This is a genomic window from Chitinophaga sp. CB10 (assembly GCA_001870995.2).
Classification (GTDB): Bacteria; Bacteroidota; Bacteroidia; order Chitinophagales; family Chitinophagaceae; genus Chitinophaga.
The window spans coordinates 1-16,248 of record MLAV02000018.1 but is presented as its reverse complement, the minus strand read 5'-3'; the positions used below and the strand labels follow the sequence as shown (position 1 = coordinate 16,248).

Here is a 16,248-nt window from a genome sequence, read left to right as displayed (position 1 = left end):
TAGCGCCGGCGCAGAAATTTCCGAATTATGAAATTGTGGCAAAAAGATAAGACAGCACTGGATGCGGTAGAAAAATTCACCGTGGGTAAAGACCGCGAGATGGATGCCTACCTGGCGCCTTTTGATGTACTGGGTTCTATGGCGCACATCACTATGCTGCAAAGCATTGGTCTGCTGGAAGCGGAGGAACTGACCGTACTCAAGGCAGAACTGCGCAAGATATACCAGGAAATCCAGGACGGTAATTTTGTACTGGAAGCCGATGTGGAAGACATCCACTCCCAGGTGGAGCTGCTGCTGACGCGCCGTTTGGGCGAAGTAGGCAAGAAGATCCACAGCGGCCGTTCCCGTAACGACCAGGTGCTGGTGGACTTGAAGCTGTTTCTGCGTCATGAGTTGCAGTTGGTGGTAGAAGAAGTAAAATCCCTCTTCGACCTGCTGCAAACGCAGAGTGAAAAATATAAAGGTCAGCTCATGCCGGGTTACACACACCTGCAGATAGCGATGCCTTCTTCTTTTGGCCTCTGGTTCGGAGCGTACGCAGAAAGCCTGGTGGATGACCTCACCATGCTGCAGGGCGCCTACCGCGTGGTAAACAAGAACCCGCTTGGCTCTGCGGCCGGTTATGGCTCTTCGTTCCCCCTTGACCGTGAGTTGACCACCTCCCTGCTGGGCTTTGATTCCCTGAACTATAACGTAGTATATGCGCAAATGGGCCGTGGTAAGACCGAGAAGCTGGTAGCATTTGCACTGGCCGGCATTGGCGCCACCCTCGCTAAAATGGCGATGGATGCTACCTTGTTCATGAACCAGAATTTCGGCTTCATCACTTTCCCTGATGAGCTGACTACCGGTTCCAGCATTATGCCTCATAAAAAGAACCCGGATGTATGGGAGCTGATCCGCAGTCATGGCAACAAGCTGCAAGCCTTGCCGAATGAAATTGCGATGATGATCACCAACCTGCCTTCCGGCTATCACCGCGATTTACAACTCCTGAAAGAAAACCTCTTCCCGGCATTTAAAGCATTGAAAGATTGCATCAGCCTTTCAAAACTGATGCTGGAAAATATTCGTATCAAGGATAACATCCTCGACGATGAGAAATACCAGTACCTGTTCAGCGTGGAAGTGGTGAATAATTTAGTGTTGCAGGGAACGCCGTTTCGCGAGGCTTACAAGCAGGTAGGAATGGATATCGAGAAAGGGACTTTTGCGCCTGCCAAAGAGGTGAATCATACCCATGCCGGCAGCATCGGGAACTTGTGTACCGCGCAGATTGCGCAGCAGATGGAAGCAGTGTTGAAAGGGTTTGCGTTTGAGAAGGTGGATAAGGCGTTGGAAAAGTTGTTGGATAGCTAAATAAGCAATTTTAGCATCGCCGAAATAAAAACTATTCTTTAGAGGAAGCGTTGTGAGAGAAAATTACTAATTTTCCTCACAACGTTTTTTAATTTAGGAAGGATCATGAGGATAACGATTTTGAGCCTGGTATTACTGGTACTGTGGGCATGTCAGCCAAAACAACAACAGCAACAGGCAACTGCAATAACCCAAGAAACACCATCCGTAGCGGCGCCTGCCACCCTGTTGGATAGTCTCACTTTCGGTTATGTGACCAATGTGCCAAATGCTGCGGATACCCATATGCTGATGTTGTATGATAAATCACCTGAGCAGTTTAAGCAGGATAGCATACTTTACTATACCGCTGTGAAGCATTTTTTTGCGGCCGACAGTAGCCTGTTGGATCAGCTCATGGCCTATGAAGGAGATACGACCAAATGTACATGGATAGCGGCGCCGAGCCCGTATGCTACTTATTCCGCAGTATGGTTCCTGGATTTAAATAAATCCAATGGAGCCAAGTTGTTGCTGCATGCGTATATCATGAGCGCCTGCGGTGGCCCGGCGGCGATTCCGAATGCTTCGGCTACAACGGAGGTGCTGCTGGATAAGTTGGATATGGGGAAAATGGTGAAATGGGTGAAGGCGCATAAGGGGTTGGGCCGTAAGGAACTTTGTCGACTTTATAGGAAAGAAATTGCTTAACCGCAAGGAAGTGCATGAAAAGAGGGAAATTACCCAAAATAGGGCTAATAAAAAAAACCTCTTGTACGTTTGTAAGCAACCAAGTTTTGTTATACCTGGAATTGAGTTATCCATTTTACGCTATGAAAATTTTTAAGTATCTGGCATTTGCCATGTTGTGTTCTATGCCGCTTAGCATCCTGGCACAGGAGGATAGAACCAGTATTCCACGTGTAATCGGCCCTTCGCCCAATGCTGCTTCCATTGCTAAATACGGAGAGGTGCCGGTATCTAATTATACTGGAACTGTAAATGTTTCAGTTCCGATCTTTACAGTGAAGAATAAAGAAATTACTGTCCCTATTAGTCTCAACTATCATAGTGGAGGTATTAAAGTGCAGGAAGAAGCCTCATTGGTTGGATTAGGATGGTCTTTGTTTACAGGTGGGGTTATTTCCAGGGTAGTACGTGGAACTGATGATCTTAGTACCTATGGCTACATGTATAGCTATATGCCTCAGAGTGTGAGTAGTAACTACCTGTACGTCCGTCCGACGGATAATAATGCGTATAACCGGGATATGGCGTTTTTAAACGATGCTATTTCAGGAATAGCAGACGGAGAACCTGACATATTCTCATTCACCATAAATGGCGCCTCTGGAAAATTTATTCTCAATAAAGGAACAGCAGGGACGCCTATCACAGCCACTCTGCTTTCCAAGGCTGATGTGAAGATATCTGTGAGTTACAATGCTGCAATAGCGGGATATTCATGGATTATTACCGATGCGCATGGCATGCAGTATTATTTTGGTACCAGCGAAATTAATACTGCACGGACAGCTGTTTCAACCGAAGAGCTGCAGTCGGATTTGAATGTGAAAGACAGTCCACCGAAAGAAACGGTTACCAGCTGGTACCTGGATAAAATAATATCCCCTACCGGTGCAGAGGTCAATTTTAACTATTTTAAAACATCTCCAGGAGCAGCACAGGTTCTGAGCCGCTCCCAGATAAAGAGACATATCTATAATACCCAGCTGGCCACATTACCCGGCGGAGCAGGTACTTGTCCTATCGGTAATTATCATGAGTTCCTATATTTCTCTTCATATTCTGAAATACAGGAAGTATATCTGAAATCTATTACATTCCCAGCCGGAAAAGTGGAATTTAACCATAGTACGCGGGAGGATATTGAACCAGTTGTAAGTACAGCTGCATCCATGCCACTTAAGCTTGATAATATCAGCATCTATTCAAGGGAAGATGGAGTCTATACCTTTAAGCGCAGATTTGAAATGCAGTACAGTTATTTTGGCGGTGGCGATTATCTGACGAAAAGATTAAAACTCTTGTCTGTCAGGGAAACGGATGGTATTAAACCCAAAGCTCCATTCACCTTTAATTACAATGCGATGGATTTACCGGCAAAAAATAGCAAAGCAATCGATCATTGGGGATATTACAATGGCGCCTCAAACAATGCCATAAGGGAGAATACAAATAATGGCGATCATATGGCAAATGGGACGCTGGTACCGCCTGTTTCTATTTATTACCCAGCAACACAGCAAACAGGTACCTTTATAGGGGCAAACAGAGAGCCTAATCCTCAATTTAGCCAAGCTTGCATGCTGACTTCCTTAACTTATCCTACCGGTGGTACTACAACTTTCACGTATGAGCCAAATGACTATTACGCACCAGAGACGATAAAGGAAAGGGTGGAGCAATTGGAATATCTTCATAAGAAAGGACCACAGTCACCGGTCATGGAATTACAACCCAATGAAATGTTAATTACGATGGATTCAGTGAGGGATGTGACTGTCCAGTCACATTGGTCCTGCTACTTTGGGGATTGCATGAATGATGAGATGGATATTGAGTATGATGCTTTTGAAGTTTATAAGATCAATGGCACCAGTCAAATGTTCGTTGGAAGTATGGGGATTCTGATTAACTCTGGAAATCAAAGTAGTGCAGATGCGGAACAAGTGTTTACATTGGATCCGGGGACTTACAAAATAAAGGCATTGTGCGAGGGGGGATTTTTTAACTGGATTACCGTATCGTTTTTCAAAACAGAGGAAAGGAAAATAAAGGAACGTTATGGCCCAGGTTTACGCATTAAAGCACTGACAAATTATGATGGCGTAAATCACGCAAACGATGTAACAACTAAATATTCCTATGAAACGATAATTCCGGGCGATAGTATTCGATCCTCAGGAGTGTTGATGTCGGACCCGGTATATACTTATACGGGTGTTTTACAGAAGATGTGTACAGCCCCGCCGGATTGGCCTATAAGCTATGAAGTAATATCAAGTGCAGATGCCGTATTCCGGGAGTCTACGTCTATTATGCCTATCAGTGCCAGTGCGGCTGGTTCACCCCTTGGATATACAGAAGTGACAGAAAGTCGCACAAATGCTGGTAAGACGGTCTATATTTATCATAACAACAAAGATCAAATTAACTATCCTACATTTCCGAATGTACCACTAACTTCCGATCCTGAAAACGGGCAGTTGCTTCACCAATACATATATGCCAATCAGCCGGACGGAAGTTTTAAACTGATTAAACGGATTTCTCGGAATTATCAAACGGACGGAACGCGTAGGACGGTGATTCGCGGAGTAAAAATACCGGAAGAAAAGTTTGCTACCTATGAGGCCGCAGCCGGTGTGTATATGCGTACTTTCGAAAATGTGAAATTCTATGATATGCTTGCTGATTTTACCTATTTGTCCGCTGAATCTGTTGTAGAGTATTCGCCTACAGGCAGCAGTGACTCGCTGATAACTACCACTATTTTTGAATATGGGCATCCAACCTATCTGCAGCTGACTAAGTCGAGCACTATCAACAGCAAGAACCAACAGGAGAATACAACGTTCAAGTATCCTTTTGATTATCCCGCTGACCCCGTATTGCAAAATATGGTGAATGCTTTCAGGGTTGGTGATAATATTGAAACTAAAAAAGATATTGATGGTGTACCTGTAAAAACTGTCCGTACTAATTATACAAGCTGGCCAGGTAATAAGATATTGCCTGTCGCAATAATCCAGCAGTTTCATCCGGACGCGGCATTTACCGCGGTTGATTTTCTCAACTATGATTCGGAGGGTAATATTCTTACGCAGGCAAAACATAACGATGTGCCTTCTTCTTATAAGTGGGGATATGATAACCAATTTCCTGTAGCCGAAGTCGTTAATGCCAATTCCTCCCAATTCTATTATGAGAGTTTTGAGTATGGTGTGAATAAAGGCATTGCACAAGTGGCAGCCAAAACAGGAAGCATGGTTAAACCATCAGGCTTTCAGGTGAATTTTACAGTCCCGGATCAGCGTGGTTACGTACTAACATATTGGTATAGGAATGGTAGTGCCGGCAACTGGATTATGAAGACGTTGCCCTATACCGGTCCCACCTATACTATAACAGACGGCGCCTACATTGACGAGGTAAGAATATATCCAGCGGATGCGACAATGAAGACATTTACCTACGATCCCCTATGCGGTATGACAAGTGCGACCAATGAGTCCAATATTACCGTCTATTATTTATATGACGGTTACGGGCAACTGATTGAACAACGGGATCATAATTATAATATTTTGAAAGTCTACGAGTACCGGTATCAGGCTCCGGTAAACTGATTAGAAGCTGCGGATATCCTCCGCAGCTTTTCTTATGCCCATGCTTAACAATCTTATAACCTTGCGTTAATGTTACTGTAATGCCGATATATTAGGTTGCGCTCCATTAACCAAAATGCGAGATGAACTATAAAAAAATCCTGCCTGTACTCACAGTAATTGTAGCGCTGTCCTGTAAAAAAGATCATCAAGAAGATTTCTACGTACCTGAAGACCCTGCCTCCTTTGCGGAGATTGGTTCCATTGATATAGGGAATGAAGGCGCCGCTGAAATTTCGGCTTACGACCCCAAAACCGGGCGCCTGTTTGTGGTGTATAATGCGGAAGATAACAACGGTGTTTTCCTGAACCGCATTGATGTAATCGACTTAAAAGACCCTTCAAAGCCAGTCAAGCTAACGGAGATCGCCTCTTCCGGCTATGGCGGCTATGTAAACAGCCTGTCCGTAAAGAACGGTCTGCTGGCAGCCGCTATTGAATCAAAAGTAAAGCAGGAGCCGGGAAAGGTAGTGATATTCAATACCAGTGATAATTCCCTGGTAAAAAGTGTTACAGTTGGCGTCCTGCCGGATATGCTGACTTTCAGCCCTGATGGCCGCTATATTCTTTCTGCCAATGAGGGAGAGCCAAATGCTGACTATACCAATGATCCCGTGGGATCCATATCCATAATCGATGTTCAGAACAACTATGAAGTTAAAACGATTGATTTCAGTGGTTTTGAATCGCAGAAAGCCGCGCTGATGCAGCAAGGCTTACGGGTATTCGGGCCTAATGCTACGCTGGCGCAGGACTTGGAACCGGAGTATATTACCGTCGCGGAAGATTCCAAAACCGCATGGGTAACCCTTCAGGAGAATAATGCCATTGCCACCATCGATATAACTGCCAAAACTATCAAAAACATCATGCCTTTGGGATTTAAGGACTACAATGTAGCCGCCAACGGGGTGGACGTAAGCGATAAGGATAATGTAATTGAATTTAAGAAATGGAATGTAAAAAGTATGTATCAGCCGGATGCTATTGCTGTGCTACATAAAAACGGCGTTCCTTACCTTTTTACGGCTAACGAAGGAGATGTACGGGAGTATGCCGGTTTTGCCGAGGCAAAGCGCGTAAGCGCCTTAAAACTGGACCCAGCGGCGTTTCCTGACGCGCTGACCTTACAGGGGCAGGCAATGCTGGGCAGGTTGAATGTGACCACAACTTTAGGAGATACGGATAAAGATGGGGATTACGATCAACTCTATTCCTTTGGAGCCCGTTCTTTCAGCGTATGGGATGGGAACGCCGGTACCCTGGTTTTCGATAGCAAAAATGAGCTGGAAGTACAGGCCAAGGCTGCTGCCCTGTATGATGACGGTCGTAGTGATGACAAAGGTGTGGAGCCAGAGGGACTGGCCCTGGGCGAAGCTGGTAAGAAAAAGCTCCTGTTTGTTGGCATGGAGCGTGCGGATGCCGTGGCGGTCTATGATGTGACCAATCCGACCAACCCTTCCTTCCTCCAACTCCTGAAGACGGGTGATGCACCTGAGGGCGTAATGTTCATCCATGCCGCGGATAGTCCTATCAAACAAAGCCTGCTGATTGTGAGTTCAGAAGGGGATGGCGTAGTAAAGATATATAAGCCAAATAAACTGTAAAGACTGATTTAGTTAGTAGATTGTATGCACAGGGCTACCTCATTTGTGAGGCGGCCCTTTTTTGTGAATTTTTTTTGTATATTCCACTATTGAATTTACCCGTTACGGGAGAACTGAGAGCCGGTAGGTACGGAATATAGATACAGCAGATTGTTTCAACCAAATAAGAAGTTTTTCGTTCCACGATATATTGATAACTGACAAATTTAAGTAACAATGTTCTTTAAGTTTAAGCCTGTTTATATGGAGGCTGTTGCTATCAGAGCCTTAATTTTTTTTACAGTATTGGGTGTGGCATTGTATTTATTGAAAATGGATTTTTCTTCTAAAATGGCCCTTGTTTCTATGATATTGGGGCTATCTTCCATTTTGTTATTGCGGATGAATTTAAATGAAGTCCTCACCATGGGAGTGAATGAGCAGGAATTAAGTTTATCGTTCGTCAACATGTCCATCTATAAGAAATTACCTATCAATGTAACCTTGGATAAGGTGATTGTAAAGAAGGGCCATAATGTGATTAAGTTGCTGGTAGATGGTAAGCATGTGGCTAATTTGAGGAGGAAGGCGGTTAGTGCGGAGGAGTGGAGTGCGATGAACCGGCTGTTTGAGAATAGAGTGGCAGCGTATTAACAGGTATGTGTTTCTGGTTGCAATGGGATATATAACTGACTTCTGTTCTTAAGTTTTTAACCTGTGCTAGATCAGTACTAACATAGTTTAGGTAGGTTTCCTGTATCTTGAAAAGATTGTTGGCATGCGACCATGTAGACTAAATATCACCGATTGAGGTATTACAGCATCTGCAAAAGACCTGGATAATTCAGTAACGAAGAAAGTGTCAGTATTTCAATTTAAATAATTTGAAATATGTTTTTGTCTGTTGTTTAATATTTTATACAACAACATATAGCGCACAGAAAATTGATCGAAGCGATTTGAAACTGATTGGGTATCATCTTTATGTGTTAGATTCTACTGCAAACGCAACAGCAGGGGAAATAATATTCTGTCCTTCCTCGATTAAATTAATGGAAAAGATCACTGGTATAGAGGCAACCGCGGACGGTAATTATTTGGGACGATTAACCTGTAAAAAAGGAGGATTTGGATAAGTGGCATAAGTGGTATGAGAAATACATAAAACGGAAGTCGAAGTGGCATAGGAATCGTACCCGGTATCGGAGGAGACGCATTATTATCCGTTTGGGTTGACGATGAGTGGGATATCGACGAAGGCGGTGGGGCCGTTGGAGAATAGGTATTTATACAACGGGAAGGAGTTGCAGACGAAGGAGTTCGCTGATGGAAGTGTAACAAAAGATTAGGAGAGCTTCAGGAATACCAATAAGCTTCAGTATAATGATTATCGGATTAATAAACGAGTGAATTTTTAGATAAAGCATTAGGTTTGTGGGCTTTGCCGTTAGGCGGTGCTGTTAAGGTGCCGGGTAAATGGGGTGATCTTCTTGGAGCAGGTGGTGCGCCAGCTAGTGCCGATCAGGCCATGGAAGCTGCAGGTAAATGAATATTGCCGGAAAATTCTCCAATAGACGTTACGCCAAGAGCGTCGACCGCATTGGATGGAAGGGCATATAGGAATGAGCCTACAGGTACATCCAAAAAAGTTATAGATTTTATTTACGGATTATTTAAATGATTATTATAGTGAGAAAGACAAGGGATAAATTTAGGTACCCATTGCTTACAATATTTTCATTTATTTTTTTGTTGACTAAGGATAAGTTATATTATTTAATGTTCCCGCCCGGGAGAAAATATGGAGTTGCCTTTAATGCAGAACGAGCGAGGCTTGGTATAGCATTGCTGCCTGATACTTGGGTGACAAATGACAAGTTTAGTGAAACGAAGGTATGGCATCCAGTAAACAGACCCGATAGTGGAAGCTTTAGAAGTTCCAAGGTTGTAGTGGTAAAATCAGGAAGTATAGTTTATGATGGGGATACTTATCTCAGGATAGCAGGGGGGGGATATGAGAAATTGACTATTGGGTATAGCTATAGCGACACAAGCGGTTGGGAATATAAATATTATAATCCCTTGATTGCCACTGAGGAGAAGAACGTTACAAAGTATAGAGCAGACAGTATATTAAATAATTGGGGATTGGAATATAAATAATTGTTTTATGCTTTATGCACTTGGTAATCTCGCAGATAGGTATCAATCACATTAAATAGTGTAGTCCTGGTGTTAGCATCAAGCGCCTGAATATCCTCAATACGTTCAATCACATCTTTATCATAGGCAGCATATTTACCGTTGTCGATGAGGTAATCGATGGTCACATCGAAAGCATCGGCAATTTTAACGGCCATCTCGATAGATGGGCTGTTCTCGTTACGTTCATATTTACCGATTATGTCGCACGATGCTTCCACGGCCTTAGCGAGGTCCGCCTGTGACCAGTTTTTGCGTTTGCGCAGTTTAGTAACACTCCATCTGCCCCTGACGATGTAGTTTTTGTTTTTCAATTGAAAAGAGAAATCTGCTATCTTTAAAACGGGTTCTTTGAAAACGGCGGCGGGTGTAAAAAGGGGACGGTAATTATTATCCATTTGGGTTGACGATGGCGGAGATAAATTCGAATGCGTTGAAGGGAAGTAACTATGCTGAAAACCGCTTGAAATACAATGGGAAAGAACTACAATCGAAAGAGTTCGGAGATGGCAGAGGAATGTAATTGTATGATTATGGAGCAAGGATGAATGATGTGCAGATAGGGAGGTGGGGTGTAATCGATCCGAAGGTGGAAAAGTATAATGAGCCTCATACTGAAAAAATATATAACCATACGATGGAAGCTATCAGCATGGGTCATCCAATCATGCTTACATATGAACGCAATAAAGTAAATAAAAATACCCGGCGAAGAGATGCATTGAGTTTATACGATAAAAATAAGAATAACCGTCGTCCAACTAGTACAGAATCACTGGATGAGTATCCATTCCCAAGTACAGTTGAGGGTGGTGAGAAGTCTCATGTAGTTCCTTTTCCAAAATCGGAGCAACAGATACAAGCAGGTGGTTTGGGTGGTTTAGTCACAGCTAATGATTTAAAGACGGGGATAAAATAATTGTTATTCCGGAATCAGATGTGGAAAAGGAACCTGTCCCAGCAACACAATCAGAACCACAGACTGATGCCCCCCATTCTATTAAAATTATTGGAATCTCTCTTACAGAGATTCACTCCTCCTATAATTCCACCGATTTTGCCACCTGTTCCTGCACGTACACCACTACCGGGAGGTGCATAACTAATTAGTTAATGTAATTGATGTAATAATGAAACAAGCATTAGACCAAATTACTTCGTATTTATTGAAATATGATGCCTATGTATTAGAGATCCTTCAGCCTGGGATTTCAGAGGCGGAAATAAAAACTCAAATAGATAAAATAGGAATAAATTTACCCTTATCGGTGTATGATTTATACAAATGGAGGAATGGGATAAGGGATATATATGAGAATAATTTTTCCCGGCAAATCTTTTTTGATTTTGGAATATTTTTTTCTTTAGAGTCGGCTATCGACCTTTATAAAAGTGATAGTATTGAAAATAAGTATTGGAGTAGAAGCTACTTTCCTGTATTTACAAATGGAGGAGGAGATTTTTTGCTATTGAATATAGACGAGCTATCCGGGGAATGGGGTATGATTTATCTATTTTCGCCAGCAATTAATTTATCAATAGATCCTGTGTCCATTTATGATTCGATAGAAGCTATGGTTGATTCAATATTGTTATGTTATAATAAGGGAGCTTATTTTTTTGAGAATCGTGAATTGCTAATTGATACTAATCTTGAATTTGAAATTTGTGAACAACGAAATCCCCGATCATTGTATTGGAAAGACGATGAATCCAATTTTTAACTTTTTTATAAATAAGCCGCAGGCATTGCCCGCGGCTTATTATTATTATCGGTCATACGCCTTTTTAGTGCCAGGCTGGCTGCTCGTGAAGGAGGGAAAAGATAGGTCCATCGCTGGTATTTGCGGGCAATGGCAGCTGATAATTGAAGGGACTAATGAAGGAAATCGGGGCTACTATTAGTAAAAATGGAGGCTCGGCAAGCCAAGTAGTAGATTTAAGGCAAAAAGCGGCCAGTCTAGGACGTGCTTTAGGAAATAATGATGCAATGGTACTTTCTGGGGCCATAAATAACAACGAAGCAGTACTAACGGTCCTCAGCCAATTCCATCCACATATTAACAGCTATCAAAAAACTTACAATACTTTATATGTTTTTATAGGAAGCCTTTTAACAGGCAGAGTACAAAGCTATAGCAGTGATACTGCAACAAGATTTATTATAGTGAATCATCCGGAATACTATAAAGAGAAAGGCATAATCTTCTATAGAGATTACGGAGTTGTTATTTTAATGCACGATCTGCAATACCGCTAGACGCCAACTTATGAGGATACCCGAAAGGCGGATTAGGTTATCAATGAACAATTAGTCCATTCAATAGTAATTTCTATAATAATGACTATTCCCGTTTAAAGGAAAAAGAACCGAATTAGAATTGTCCAGATAAGCCGAAGGCCTATTTAAACTATGTACTGTTCGACGATAACTTCCGGATGGTGGACAACAACAGTGGTATCCGCCAGGCGAAATGAGAGCCGGATGCCCTGCAAGCATTGACTATGAATGAGATACCTGTAGAGAAGTCAAGGTATTTGTATGTTTATACGTCTAATGAAACGGCGCAGGATGTATATTTTGATAACCTTTTTGTAAATTTAGATGCGGGGCCATTGTTGGAGGAAACGCATTATTATCCGTTTGGGCTCACGATGGCGGAGATTAGTGCGAATGCGTTGGTGGGGAAGAACTATCCGGAGAATAGACTTAAGTATAACGGGAAAGAGTTACAAAATAAGGAGTTCGGAGATGGTTCAGGGTTATAGTGGTATGACTATGTGGCGAGGATGTATGATGCACAAATTGGACGTTTTCATGTACATGATCGATTTGCCGATAAGTATGTTAACTTCAATCCATATCAATATGCTATAAATAATCCACTGAAGTATGTTGATATTAATGGTGATAGTGTAATTGCTGTTACAATGAATCCGAATGACAAAACCTCAACAGGAGAATTTGTAGGCATGGTAAATCAGGCTCTAGGTGGATTCTACACCGTTCAGACAAGGATAGCAGAAGACGGTTCTCCGGTAATGTCCTTAGCAGAGAATAAAGATGCCAAAGGTTCCATGAATAGTCAGCAACAAGCTTTTTATGATGCTGTAAATGGCGCTTTTAATGGCGCAAACGATGTGTTGATAGGCTTAGATAATGGAAGTTCACAATATATTATAGGTGATAATAGTAATGGGCAGGTCCAAAAAATAGACGTTGCTGATGTGAAACAATTAGATAAAGGAAATGGTGTAGTATCTTCTGCTGCGGCTTTAGGTCATGAAATAAATGAAGGGTATCAAACACAAGTAAAAGGTATGTCACCTTTACAAGCACATGATCAGGGAATTAAAGTAGAAAATTCAATTAATGGAACTACAAGAAATGAAAATGCGAGACAAAATTCGACATATGATCCCAGAACTGGTAATGGTACTATATCCCAGCAATATAATAAGGAAGGGACAAGGTATATAGTGGACTTTAATATTATTAAAAAAAATATTGCGAATGTTACGGTTACGCCCAAAAAGTAAATGTAAAGCTAAGTTGTCTGTAGGCCGGGTTTTTAGAATACTAATACTGTGCTTTTTTGTGCCTAATATTATGTATGGCCAGGTTGATAACTATTATATAAATACTTCCAAAAAGAATGTTGAGCGTGCTTATTATTTTAGGATAATGGACTCACTGGTTGCTGCATCGCCCAATGATACCCTATATGGATGAATTAATTGTGTTCGGTTTATGAGGGATGAGACCGGAATCCCTTCATCCGGAAAAGTTACATATTTTGGGCAGTTTGATTTTACAAAGGGAGATTTACGGAAGTGGCATGACTGGTATGATAAGAAATACAAAAAGCGAAAGAGATAAACAGCGAAGCCGCAGATTTTTTCTGCGGCTTCGCTGTTTTTATAGGTACGTTTAAGAACCAATGAAAAGTGTATAGTCGTTACGGGTTAAAGGCTTTCTGAGCCTTAGTATTTTGCAAGTACGCCCTTCAACGCCAATTTCTATAACAATGATTATCGCAAGCTGAAAGAAAAGAACCCCAATCAGCAACCCGGCAAGCCGAAAGCTTACCTGAACTACGTTTTATTTGACGATCAGTTTAAAATGGTGGAGCAAAATAGCGGGGTGAAACAGGTGAAAGCCGAGCCTGATCAGTTGCAGACCCTTTCTCAAGAGAAGATGGTCATGAAAAAGAGCAGATTTTTGTATGTTTACACCAGTAATGAAAGTCCGCAGGAGGTGTTCTTTGATAACCTGATGGTGGCGCAAATGAGTGGCCCGGTGCTGGAGGAAACGCATTATTATCCGTTTGGGTTGACGATGGCGGGGGATTAGTTCAAAAGCATTTTCTCAGAAATTGGTTAACCGAAATAAATATAATGGCAAGGAATTGCAGAGTAACGAATTTGAGGATGAGTCCGGCGTCGAGTGGTACGACTATGAGGCAAGGATGTATGATCATCAGGTAGGACATTGGTGGGTTATTGATCCTTTAGGTGAAAAGTCGCGGCGCTGGAGCCCATATGCATATGCTTTCGATAATCCGCTTAGATTTATTGATCCTGATGGGCTGGCTCCGACCGATATTATATTACGGGGAGATGCTGCATCCATGCAGAAAACGTTCGCTGATATTCAAAAGATGACCACCGAACCATTGGCTATGTTAAGTAACGGAAAAGTGGTGTTAGCCTCAAGCGCTGAAGCATTGTCGGCGGTAAGTATTGGAACGGTTGAGAAGAGTAGTATAGTCTCCACAGGTAAAGGGGAGAAGGAATTTGGTACCCAGTTAGTGCATGATCTTATTACATCTGAGAAATTAAATGTTGTAACTGAAAATCTGGATGGTAATGGAACCCCGCCCATTTGACGGTGAAGAAAGTAAGTCATATTTGACTAGTACCGGGCAAATGGGGAAGGAGCCAATACTGTCGTTAGCTTTAATCCATATGAAACGAGTGGTGGTGTGGATGTCAAGGGAGGAAGCGCAAGACCTGCGTTTATAGGGCTAGGGAATGAGTTTATCCATGCCAGACATATGAATAAAGGCCAAAGAAATGGCGCCTCAACCGGCAAACTTGACCCGGAAGTAAAAAATAATCCTCGGGTGCTGGAATTTGAAGAAACAAACACCAGGGAAGAGGAAAGCAGACTAAGATGTGAACACAATATTACACCGAGAATACTGCCGTAAGATGAGAATAACTTTGATTTTACTTTTAACGCTGTTAATGGCATGTCGTACGAAACCAGTAATGAACCCTTGCAATCTGACCTATCACTTGGAAATATCCTCACATAATTATTCAATGGCGTACACCTTGAATTATATAGTGGAAAACGATAGCCTGAAGGTGACATTTTACGATGGAATTAGCGGAAAACCGGACAGTCTCCTGCTTGTGGGGAAATTAACAGATAGCGTATCGTTATTGCTATGTGATCATCTGGCTTCTTTTGATATTGACACGTTAAAAGAAGAATATATTAACAGGCATATTGAAGACGGCGATAGAAAGAGTATCATTTTAATGGTGGGTAACAAAACTAAGAAAGTGTACACCGCAAATTATAAGCAGGATCAGTTGGTGAAAATATATGATATTCTGAATATGATGGTTGATGAGAAGTACAGGATTCGTTATTATAAGCCGACAAAAATTTCGCTGGAAGATTTTGGGAGATAACTTTGCCTTTCCCCGGTGGCACTGGAGGAGACGCATTATTATCCGTTTGGGTTGACGATGGCGGGGATTAGTACTACGGAATTGACCGGACCGAATTATGTGCAGAACAGCTTGAAGTATAATGGTAAGGAGTTGCAGAGTAAGGAGTTTGGAGATGGCAGTGGGTTGGAGTGGTATGATTATGGTGCAAGAATGTATGATGTACAGATAGGTAGGTGGTCTACCATAGATCCATTATCGGATAGTATGCGCAGGCATTCTCAATATAATTATACCTTCGATAATACAATCCGATTTATTGATCCAGATGGTATGCAACCTGGACTAGGAGGGGGCCACCCATGGTCGGTTATCACTGCCGGATTTAAGGAATATTTCCAAGGATTCGGAAGAATAGTGGATAAGGTAACAGATGTATTCAAATTTGAAGGAGAAGTTCATATTTCAACAGAAGATAAAATTGCAGCAAAAGCAGGACCCGCGGAAGCGAGTGGAACAGTTACAATTTCCGAGTCTAAAGCTTCAATGAAAATTGGCTCCCTTGAAAATTTGTTTGTAAATGGAGAATGGCCGGTTCAATTGAGCGTTTCTAGTAAATCAGTTGGTAAATCTGAACAGAAGAATGCTATTAGTGCAATATTGGGAGATATACCTGTGGAAGGATCGCAAAAAACTACAGTAAGTGAAAGTGGAACTCAAAGTACTTTGTCGTTTGACCAAAATTGAGTGCGGACGTAGGCAAGGCCAAGGTTAATGCAAGTGCGCAACTGTTTTATACAACAAATACATCTGGAGATGAAGTGGGAAAGAGTTCGTCTGGTGTTAAGCTAGCAGTGGATGGTATTTATGTGAACAAGAAAAGAGTAATTTCCAATGGAGGGGACTGTCTCACAAAGTGTGTAAACAGGGAGTGTAAAATAAACTGTGTCAAGATTTAATTTACAATCGTAATTTCAGCCGCTCACCAAAAATAATTGATAATTGTGACACAGTCAAGCTCC

Annotated in this window: 15 protein-coding genes; 14 read left to right on the top strand and 1 reads right to left on the bottom strand. The window is 42.0% G+C overall.

Annotated elements, in window-relative coordinates:
- Nucleotides 1-27: 27 nt before the first annotated feature.
- From argH to BOC67_RS21100, 6 genes are all read left to right on the top strand, one after another.
- Nucleotides 28-1,362 carry an argininosuccinate lyase gene (gene argH, locus BOC67_RS21125; RefSeq protein WP_291913313.1) on the top strand — a complete coding sequence of 445 codons (1,335 nt, stop codon included), beginning with the start codon at nt 28-30 and terminating at the stop codon, nt 1,360-1,362.
- A 105-nt stretch (nt 1,363-1,467) separates the two neighbouring features.
- On the top strand, nt 1,468-2,052 hold the full coding sequence (locus tag BOC67_RS21120) for a hypothetical protein (RefSeq protein ID WP_291913310.1): 585 nt from the start codon (nt 1,468-1,470) through the stop codon (nt 2,050-2,052).
- Nucleotides 2,053-2,066: 14 nt separating this feature from the next.
- Nucleotides 2,067-5,714, top strand: coding sequence for a hypothetical protein (locus BOC67_RS21115; protein WP_291913309.1), 3,648 nt, complete (start codon nt 2,067-2,069; stop codon nt 5,712-5,714).
- A 122-nt stretch (nt 5,715-5,836) separates the two neighbouring features.
- On the top strand, nt 5,837-7,360 hold the full coding sequence (locus BOC67_RS21110; protein WP_291913307.1) for a choice-of-anchor I family protein: 1,524 nt from the start codon (nt 5,837-5,839) through the stop codon (nt 7,358-7,360).
- A 216-nt stretch (nt 7,361-7,576) separates the two neighbouring features.
- Complete coding sequence (locus BOC67_RS21105; protein ID WP_291913304.1) at nt 7,577-7,993, top strand: hypothetical protein; 417 nt, start codon at nt 7,577-7,579, stop codon at nt 7,991-7,993.
- Nucleotides 7,994-9,028: 1,035 nt separating this feature from the next.
- Nucleotides 9,029-9,502, top strand: coding sequence for a hypothetical protein (locus BOC67_RS21100; protein WP_291913303.1), 474 nt, complete (start codon nt 9,029-9,031; stop codon nt 9,500-9,502).
- Nucleotides 9,503-9,507: 5 nt separating this feature from the next.
- Here the strand turns inward: BOC67_RS21100 and BOC67_RS21095 are convergent, their stop codons facing one another.
- Nucleotides 9,508-9,939: a helix-turn-helix transcriptional regulator gene (locus BOC67_RS21095; protein ID WP_291913301.1), complete on the bottom strand. Its 432-nt coding sequence runs from the start codon at nt 9,937-9,939 to the stop codon at nt 9,508-9,510.
- 191 nt (nt 9,940-10,130) lie between these two features.
- Between BOC67_RS21095 and BOC67_RS21090 the strand changes: the two genes are divergently transcribed.
- The 8 genes from BOC67_RS21090 to BOC67_RS21055 all read left to right on the top strand — a co-directional run bounded on the left by BOC67_RS21090 (nt 10,131) and on the right by BOC67_RS21055 (nt 15,973).
- On the top strand, nt 10,131-10,460 hold the full coding sequence (locus BOC67_RS21090; protein ID WP_291913299.1) for a NucA/NucB deoxyribonuclease domain-containing protein: 330 nt from the start codon (nt 10,131-10,133) through the stop codon (nt 10,458-10,460).
- A gap of 211 nt (nt 10,461-10,671) precedes the next feature.
- The gene (locus tag BOC67_RS21085) at nt 10,672-11,265 is read left to right on the top strand and encodes an SMI1/KNR4 family protein (RefSeq protein ID WP_291913296.1); all 594 of its coding nucleotides are present in this window, start codon (nt 10,672-10,674) and stop codon (nt 11,263-11,265) included.
- Nucleotides 11,266-11,420: 155 nt separating this feature from the next.
- Nucleotides 11,421-11,801 (top strand): hypothetical protein, encoded by a 381-nt coding sequence (locus tag BOC67_RS21080; protein ID WP_291913294.1) that lies wholly within the window; start codon nt 11,421-11,423, stop codon nt 11,799-11,801.
- 521 nt (nt 11,802-12,322) lie between these two features.
- On the top strand, nt 12,323-13,081 hold the full coding sequence (locus BOC67_RS21075; protein WP_291913292.1) for an RHS repeat-associated core domain-containing protein: 759 nt from the start codon (nt 12,323-12,325) through the stop codon (nt 13,079-13,081).
- A 583-nt stretch (nt 13,082-13,664) separates the two neighbouring features.
- On the top strand, nt 13,665-13,895 hold the full coding sequence (locus BOC67_RS21070; protein ID WP_291913290.1) for a hypothetical protein: 231 nt from the start codon (nt 13,665-13,667) through the stop codon (nt 13,893-13,895).
- A 22-nt stretch (nt 13,896-13,917) separates the two neighbouring features.
- A complete protein-coding gene (locus BOC67_RS21065) occupies nt 13,918-14,430 on the top strand; it encodes an RHS repeat-associated core domain-containing protein (RefSeq protein ID WP_291913287.1) in 513 nt (170 codons plus the stop codon).
- 325 nt (nt 14,431-14,755) lie between these two features.
- Nucleotides 14,756-15,247, top strand: coding sequence for a hypothetical protein (locus tag BOC67_RS21060; protein WP_291913286.1), 492 nt, complete (start codon nt 14,756-14,758; stop codon nt 15,245-15,247).
- A gap of 15 nt (nt 15,248-15,262) precedes the next feature.
- A complete protein-coding gene (locus tag BOC67_RS21055; protein WP_291913284.1) occupies nt 15,263-15,973 on the top strand; it encodes an RHS repeat-associated core domain-containing protein in 711 nt (236 codons plus the stop codon).
- The last annotated feature ends 275 nt before the right edge of the window (nt 15,974-16,248 follow it).